Annotated in this window: 7 protein-coding genes, 1 other RNA gene and 1 pseudogene; 1 reads left to right on the top strand and 8 read right to left on the bottom strand. The window is 38.7% G+C overall.

The window, feature by feature from the left end:
- Positions 1 to 65: 65 nt before the first annotated feature.
- The 6 genes from CUS89_RS15660 to tadA form a co-directional block, all read right to left on the bottom strand.
- A complete protein-coding gene (locus tag CUS89_RS15660; RefSeq protein WP_104872789.1) occupies positions 66 to 713 on the bottom strand; it encodes a TIGR01906 family membrane protein in 648 nt (215 codons plus the stop codon).
- A 4-nt stretch (positions 714 to 717) separates the two neighbouring features.
- Positions 718 to 1,482, bottom strand: a complete 765-nt coding sequence (locus tag CUS89_RS15655; RefSeq protein ID WP_104872788.1) for a TIGR01457 family HAD-type hydrolase — start codon at positions 1,480 to 1,482, stop codon at positions 718 to 720.
- Positions 1,483 to 1,486: 4 nt separating this feature from the next.
- Positions 1,487 to 2,170: a YutD family protein gene (locus tag CUS89_RS15650; protein ID WP_104872787.1), complete on the bottom strand. Its 684-nt coding sequence runs from the start codon at positions 2,168 to 2,170 to the stop codon at positions 1,487 to 1,489.
- Between the two features lie 11 nt (positions 2,171 to 2,181).
- A complete protein-coding gene (locus CUS89_RS15645; protein ID WP_104872786.1) occupies positions 2,182 to 3,588 on the bottom strand; it encodes a bifunctional metallophosphatase/5'-nucleotidase in 1,407 nt (468 codons plus the stop codon).
- 167 nt (positions 3,589 to 3,755) lie between these two features.
- Positions 3,756 to 3,840, bottom strand: an RNA gene (gene ffs / locus CUS89_RS15640) — signal recognition particle sRNA small type.
- 40 nt (positions 3,841 to 3,880) lie between these two features.
- A complete protein-coding gene (gene tadA, locus CUS89_RS15635; RefSeq protein ID WP_104872785.1) occupies positions 3,881 to 4,375 on the bottom strand; it encodes a tRNA adenosine(34) deaminase TadA in 495 nt (164 codons plus the stop codon).
- Positions 4,376 to 4,509: 134 nt separating this feature from the next.
- On the opposite strand from tadA, the gene CUS89_RS15630 reads away from it, so the two are divergent.
- Positions 4,510 to 5,361 (top strand): helix-turn-helix domain-containing protein, encoded by an 852-nt coding sequence (locus CUS89_RS15630; protein WP_104872784.1) that lies wholly within the window; start codon positions 4,510 to 4,512, stop codon positions 5,359 to 5,361.
- Positions 5,362 to 5,433: 72 nt separating this feature from the next.
- On the opposite strand, the gene CUS89_RS15625 is transcribed toward CUS89_RS15630, so the two are convergent.
- Both CUS89_RS15625 and CUS89_RS15620 read right to left on the bottom strand, forming a co-directional pair.
- On the bottom strand, positions 5,434 to 5,769 hold the full coding sequence (locus CUS89_RS15625) for a hypothetical protein (protein WP_104872783.1): 336 nt from the start codon (positions 5,767 to 5,769) through the stop codon (positions 5,434 to 5,436).
- Positions 5,770 to 6,167: 398 nt separating this feature from the next.
- Positions 6,168 to 6,245 (bottom strand): annotated as a pseudogene (locus tag CUS89_RS15620) (ribosome-binding factor A); the annotation flags it as partial.

Here is a 6,245-nt window from a genome sequence, read left to right as displayed (position 1 = left end):
ATTTTTATGGATGATTTTTTGCTATATCCGAAAAAGCAATCAACGCGCTACACGAAAGTGATTGTTTAATTGGTCCCCTTTTTCAATTCTCTTTTGCCTATAATGACCATCAAAGCGAAAAATAATTCGATAAGCACAAAAAACAGAATGAAACAATGCATGAAGTATTGCTCAGGTAACACATTGATGATTGGATCAGTCTGAGGATCAAACAGCCAGTCATCATTATTGAAAAATGTTTCGTGAAAAAGAATAAAAAAACGATCAAAGCCAATCAACATAAAAAAGCCAAAAACAAATGGCAAGACCATACCGATTTGAAACGGACGGATCAGCCGCCACAAACGTTGGTCTCTTTTCAATTGACGAAGGAACAAACCGCTTGGGATCAATGTTAGTAGCAACACCCCATAATTAAGCATGAATAATAACTTTACTTCATAAAAATGATGTAAGCCACTCGCTGACATTGGAAAGTCGGGAAGTGCCAACACTTGCTGAAAAGGATTATTCAGATACATCATCAATTGATCATAATTTTGGAGTAATGTTGGTTGATCCACGGTGGTGTAATCCAAGATGCCTAGATGTCCGATATCAAATACATAAAGTGGACGAAAATTGATCGTTATTGCAATTGCTAAAGTGAGCAACGTCAGGAACAAACTAACCATCCCTGCATATTCCACCCATTGCCATCGTTTATTTTTCATTGTTTTAGAAACTCCATTCATCTAACGATTGCAAGACGAAGGTCGCTGGTGTTGGTAGTTGTGGGACGTCTTCTTCTTTGGTAAAACCTGATAATACAAGCAGTGTGTCAATGCCATTACGAATCCCTGCTTGGATGTCAGTTTCGTAATTGTCCCCTACCATGATGACTTCTTCTTTGTTCAATCCTAAAAGTTCCACTGCTTTATCCATAATGATTGCTTCTGGTTTGCCAATATAGATGGGCGCTGTTTGTGTCGCCGTTTCTACAAAAGAAACAACTGATCCAGCTCCAGGTAACAATCCTCTTTCTGTAGGAATATTTTTATCAGGGTTCGTACCGATAAACGTTGCTCCTTTTTGGATCGCTAATGTTGCGGTCACCACTTTTTCGTAAGTTAAGTGATTGTCTAAACCTACTACGACATAGTCCGGGTGTTTTTCTTCCCATACAAATCCTGCTTCCAAGATCAAATCTGTCAAGCCAGCTTCACCGATCACATACACTTTATTTCCTTTAGCGTCTGATTTCATGAAATCAATAGTCGCTAGAGATGCTGTATAGATCGTTTCTGGTGAGACATGGATATCAAACTCTGTGGCTAAACGTTGTGCCACTGTTCCTGGTGTTTTTGTCGTATTGTTGGTTACAAATAAAAAGGGCGTCCCATTTTCCTGTAACTGTTCGACGAATCGTTTTCCTGCCGGTATCGGCTCCGTTCCACGATAGATCGTTCCGTCTAAATCGATCAAATAGCCTTTATAATTCATAGGATCATTCTTCCCTTTGTCTAATAGTAAAATTCTTTTTAGAGGTTGATTTTGTTGGGCGTTCTGACGTTTTTTCAGTTGCCTTTGGTGTTGCTTTATTGGTTGCTGGTTTACGGTTTTTGATCACAGGCTGTTTGCGTACCGCTTCAACAGGCGCTTTTTTTTCATCGATATGCGCTTGAGTATTACGATTTGGATTTTTTTTCTTTTTACGTCGTTGGGTGTTTTTTTCTTTTTTTCCACCAATACGTTCAATGACAAAATATGCACAGCCAAAGTTACAATATTCGTATAAATAATCTTCTAATGCATCAATTCGCTGATCTGGGTGAGCACGTCGATTCGTGGCATCAAAAAAGCCTTTCAAACGTAGCTGTTCGTAACCCCAGTCACCTACGATGTAATCGTATCTGGAAAGCACTTCGCTATATCTCTCACCAAGCTTCTCAGCATTGAAACCTTCCCGGTAATCCGTTACGATACGATAAGGTCTATCACCAATCAAAAGATTCGTTTCATCTGTCAATGTGACGATTTCTCCTTTGACTTTCTCTGGCTTCGTTTCCTCGATTATTTCTTCTAAAACTGCCGTCACTTCTTCGGTCACTGTTTGTTCTTGTGAGCGATCGACCGTTTCTTGACTCTCTTTTTTGTCACTGTTGCGTTGTTTATTTTGTTTCGTCGACATGCTTTCACCACCTATTCCTCTATTATACCTTCTTTTTCATTGGTTGGGTAGTGAGCATTTAAGTAGTCTCCCACTACTGTCCGAATAAATTCGGGAAATAAAAAATCGACCTGTCCGACAATTTCGATGGTCGGGAAAAAAGGAACAAACATCAGATGGTCCACTGTAGTAACGGTATAATCCTTTTCCTCTTCGATTGGTTGTTTTTGCCACAGAACTTCTCGATTGACCGCATCATACGTGATCCCACTATAGAAGATTTCTCCAAATATCTGACCACGAAACCCCATTCCTTTGATAGGAAAATTCCGTAAAAAAAGGCGACTTTTTTCGATTTCCAACACTAAGCGAATCATATCCGAGCCTTTTAGTGTGACGTTGATCAAATGCATCGGATGAGGCAATGCGCTATGGAGTTGATCTTGATCCACCAGCCCTTTAGGTACGCTATTCAAAAAAAGCCCACTATTTAGAAATGATGCTTCTGTGTTCCCTCTTTCTTTCACCGCTTCTAAAGCGATTTGGATAAAGGAATGTTCATCAAATAAATCAAGTGATAAGTCAAATGGCAGATCAGCCACTTTCTTTTGTGCTAAAAGATGATGTCCTTGTTCAAGGTAACCGGTGATTTCTTTCTCATCCTCAACAAAGGCAGTCATTGTCTCTGTCGCAATCGCTTTGGCGTAATGTCCAACGATTTTTTTATTTTCCAATGAAAGATGTACTTCTCCTACATATTGCCCAAATTTACCGGCAGCGGCTAATTGTACCTCATTCACGACTTTCCCATCAATAAAAAGATGATGGGTATGTGATCCTAAAATCACATCGATTGCAGGAATTTCTTTTGCAATCTGTAAATCATCTTGGATACCTAAATGACTCATTAAAACAAGGACGTCTACCTGTGGGCGCAATTGCTCCACAAGTTCCGGCAAAAGATCATAAGGCTGACGGATATCCCAACCATTTGGATTATATGTCAACGGGAATGGCGCAGTAAAAGCAATTAAACCGACTTTTGTTCGTTGCTTTGTTTCGATGATTTTATATGGCTTTGTCCACACAGGTGGTTGCAAGGTATTTTTATCGAATAAGTTGCTCAGTAGCACATCAAAATTCGCGTGATCATATAAATGATTCAACTCATTCTTGGAATTACCTACACCTTCATTATTTCCGATGGTTGCTGCATCATATCCGACTTGATTCATTAGTTCAACATTTGCATGACCATTCGTCGCTTCTGATAAAGGATGCCAACGATCAACAAAATCACCAAGATCAACCGTGATAGTAGTCGTATTATTTTTTTTCTCATTTTCACGCTTTTTTTGTTCAAGAAATCTTCTGATCCTTGGCCAATTTTCAAGATGAGAATGCAAGTCATTCGTGTGTAAAAGAACGATTTCTTCCACTGTTTTGATCCACCTCACTTTTTTTCATCATACCATAGCGTTACACTTTGTTCACATGGAAAGTTTTTGCAAAAAAAAAAGAAGATACTTAGATTTTTATAAAAAATCCAAATATCTTCCCCTCGGTCAAGCTAAAAAAAATAAGCCTCGCAGGCTTATTGACTTCCATTCAATCAGACACATGGCGGCACCTGCTTAGTGCTGCTTCCTTCCGGATCTGACACGCTTCACAAGCCCACCATTGTCCTAGCCTTTCGGCAAAGAATAGTATACCGCATTTTTTTATCCTTGGCTAGTCTTTTTTTGTTTTCTTTTTCTGTGCTCGCAAATTTCTAAAAAACATCGATAACAGTTCACCACATTCTTCTTCTAAAATCCCGCCTTCCACTTCGGCTTGATGGTTGAAACGTTCATCCTCAAGTAAATTCATCAATGTTCCTGCGGTACCACCTTTTGGATCATAGGCACCAAAGTAAACTTCTTTTACGCGAGAAAGAATCATCGCACCACTACACATCGGACACGGCTCTAAGGTGACATATAATTGTGTTTCTTCCAAGCGCCAACTTCCGATTGCCTCACAAGCTTCTTGGATCGCGATCATCTCCGCATGTGTTGTTGCATTTTGTGTTGTTTCCCTCAAATTGTGCCCACGACCAATGATCTGACCTTCATGAACGACGATAGCGCCGATGGGTACTTCTGCTAGTGCTTCTGCTTTTTTGGCTTCTTCAATAGCTACACGCATCCATTCTTCTTTTGCTCGCTGTTGTTCTATCTCTTCCACCTGTACTCCTACCTTTTTTCTTAGATTTACTTATTTTCCCTATCAAAAATAGTATAACTGGCTTTTTGATGAAGTACAAAGAGTTTTTCCTTATACACATGACCTATGGTAAACTAATGAATGAGGTGAAGTAGATGAACACAGAAAAGTTACTTGGATTATATCCAAATGCGCAAAAAAAGAATGCTCCTTCTTCTGATGATCGAATTCTTTCACTAGTCGTAGAGGATTACTTCTTGTGGATCGACAAAAGCTCCTTGTCCGTTCAAGAAGAAAAACTTTTGAAAGCGTTATTCCAGAAAACAAATACACTAGACAGCCATCCTTGGTACCAATACTTATTTGAGGAAAAGGCATATGTATCTGAAGAAAGCTGCCGAATCATCCAGTTACATCTTGAAACAAGACAAGATTTCTTACAAAAAGAGTGGCAAGAAACAATCTCTGAATTATTTCCCGAAGTCCTCGATTTTTTCCTATATACCGAGACAGATGCGTTGATCATCGAAAGAAAGCATGCCAATTATTTGAATACTGCGGATCTAAAAGGCATCTTTTTATCTCTGGATGTCGATTTTGATATGACTACACAAGCCTTTGTTGGTTCCTTCCATACAGCTGGACAAAATCTAACCGCTATGTTCAATGAAGAACGAAAGATTTTTCTGAATAAGCAAACACAAATACAAGTAGCCGATCAAACGACTTCTATTCAAGAAATTGCCCTATATTATTATACAAAAGAATTAGTCACATCTAGTCAGTTAATGAATGAATACCAAGAAATAATCCGTGGATTGAAAATGGAAGAGATCATTATCGAACTGTGGAAAAATTTTGGTAACATCAGCTCAGCAGCCAAACAGCTATTCATGCATCGAAACACGCTCCAATATCGGATCGAAAAATTTGATGAACAGACAGGTTTTAACTTAAAAAAAGCAGATGATTTACTCTTTTGTTATCTCCTTTTATTGCACATATAAAAAAGGAACAAGCGACAATGATGATGATCATCTTGCTTGTTCCTTTTTTCATTCAATTAAGAGAAAATCGTTTTAGATCATTTTCTCAACAAGTGACATCAGACGGCCTTTTGCATCCTCTGTGGAGTCTTTGATGGAGTCGCCATAGACAGAAATTTTCTTTTTGCCAGATTTTATCTTTGCTAGCATGCCCATCAATGAATCTAAATCGCTATCTGATAAATGGTCGACGACATCTAATAACTTTTCATTTCCATCAAATTTGTCATACACGAATTTTTTAACTTTTGTTCGGTTGCTTAGATGATGGATTTTTTCGATCACTTTGCCAGAAACAACCACAGCTGTTGCCACACTTGCTGCTGCTGCGAGACTTAATCCAATCGTTACTTTTGTTGATGTTTTCATAATTATCAGCTCCTTTTTATCTAATACAATCATATCATAGCAAAATAGATAAGCGAACTAATTGCTATTGCTATTATCGATCGAAGAGTCAAAATAGCTACAAAAAGCAATTACTGTCTTATTTTATCGTTAACTTCATTGCACCACATCATGCGTGAGGTCCGATATCAACCAATCCTCGATTTCAATGATCTAAAAAAGAGCGTGGGACATAAGCTCTCTCGCCCCCCTAAAACCAAATAATTGGCGGGAGCAGAAATAACCTCTCGAAAATAAGACGCCATCCACAAAAATTTGAAAAACAATTTTCGTGGATGGCGCCTTATTTCTCGAGGCTAAACACTTCTGTCCCGCCCTCTGATTGACCATTGATACGAACGAGTCAACTCGTCAGAACATTAGTCTTTGTTTAAATTACGCAATAATTCATCGATGTGGTTACCATATACAACTGATTCGTCTAGCTCAAACGTCAA

Source organism: Enterococcus mundtii (assembly GCF_002947535.1).
In the GTDB taxonomy this organism is placed as follows: domain Bacteria; phylum Bacillota; class Bacilli; order Lactobacillales; family Enterococcaceae; genus Enterococcus_B; species Enterococcus_B mundtii_B.
The sequence above is the reverse complement of the archived record's forward strand: the minus strand, read 5'-3'. Positions and strand labels throughout refer to the sequence as shown.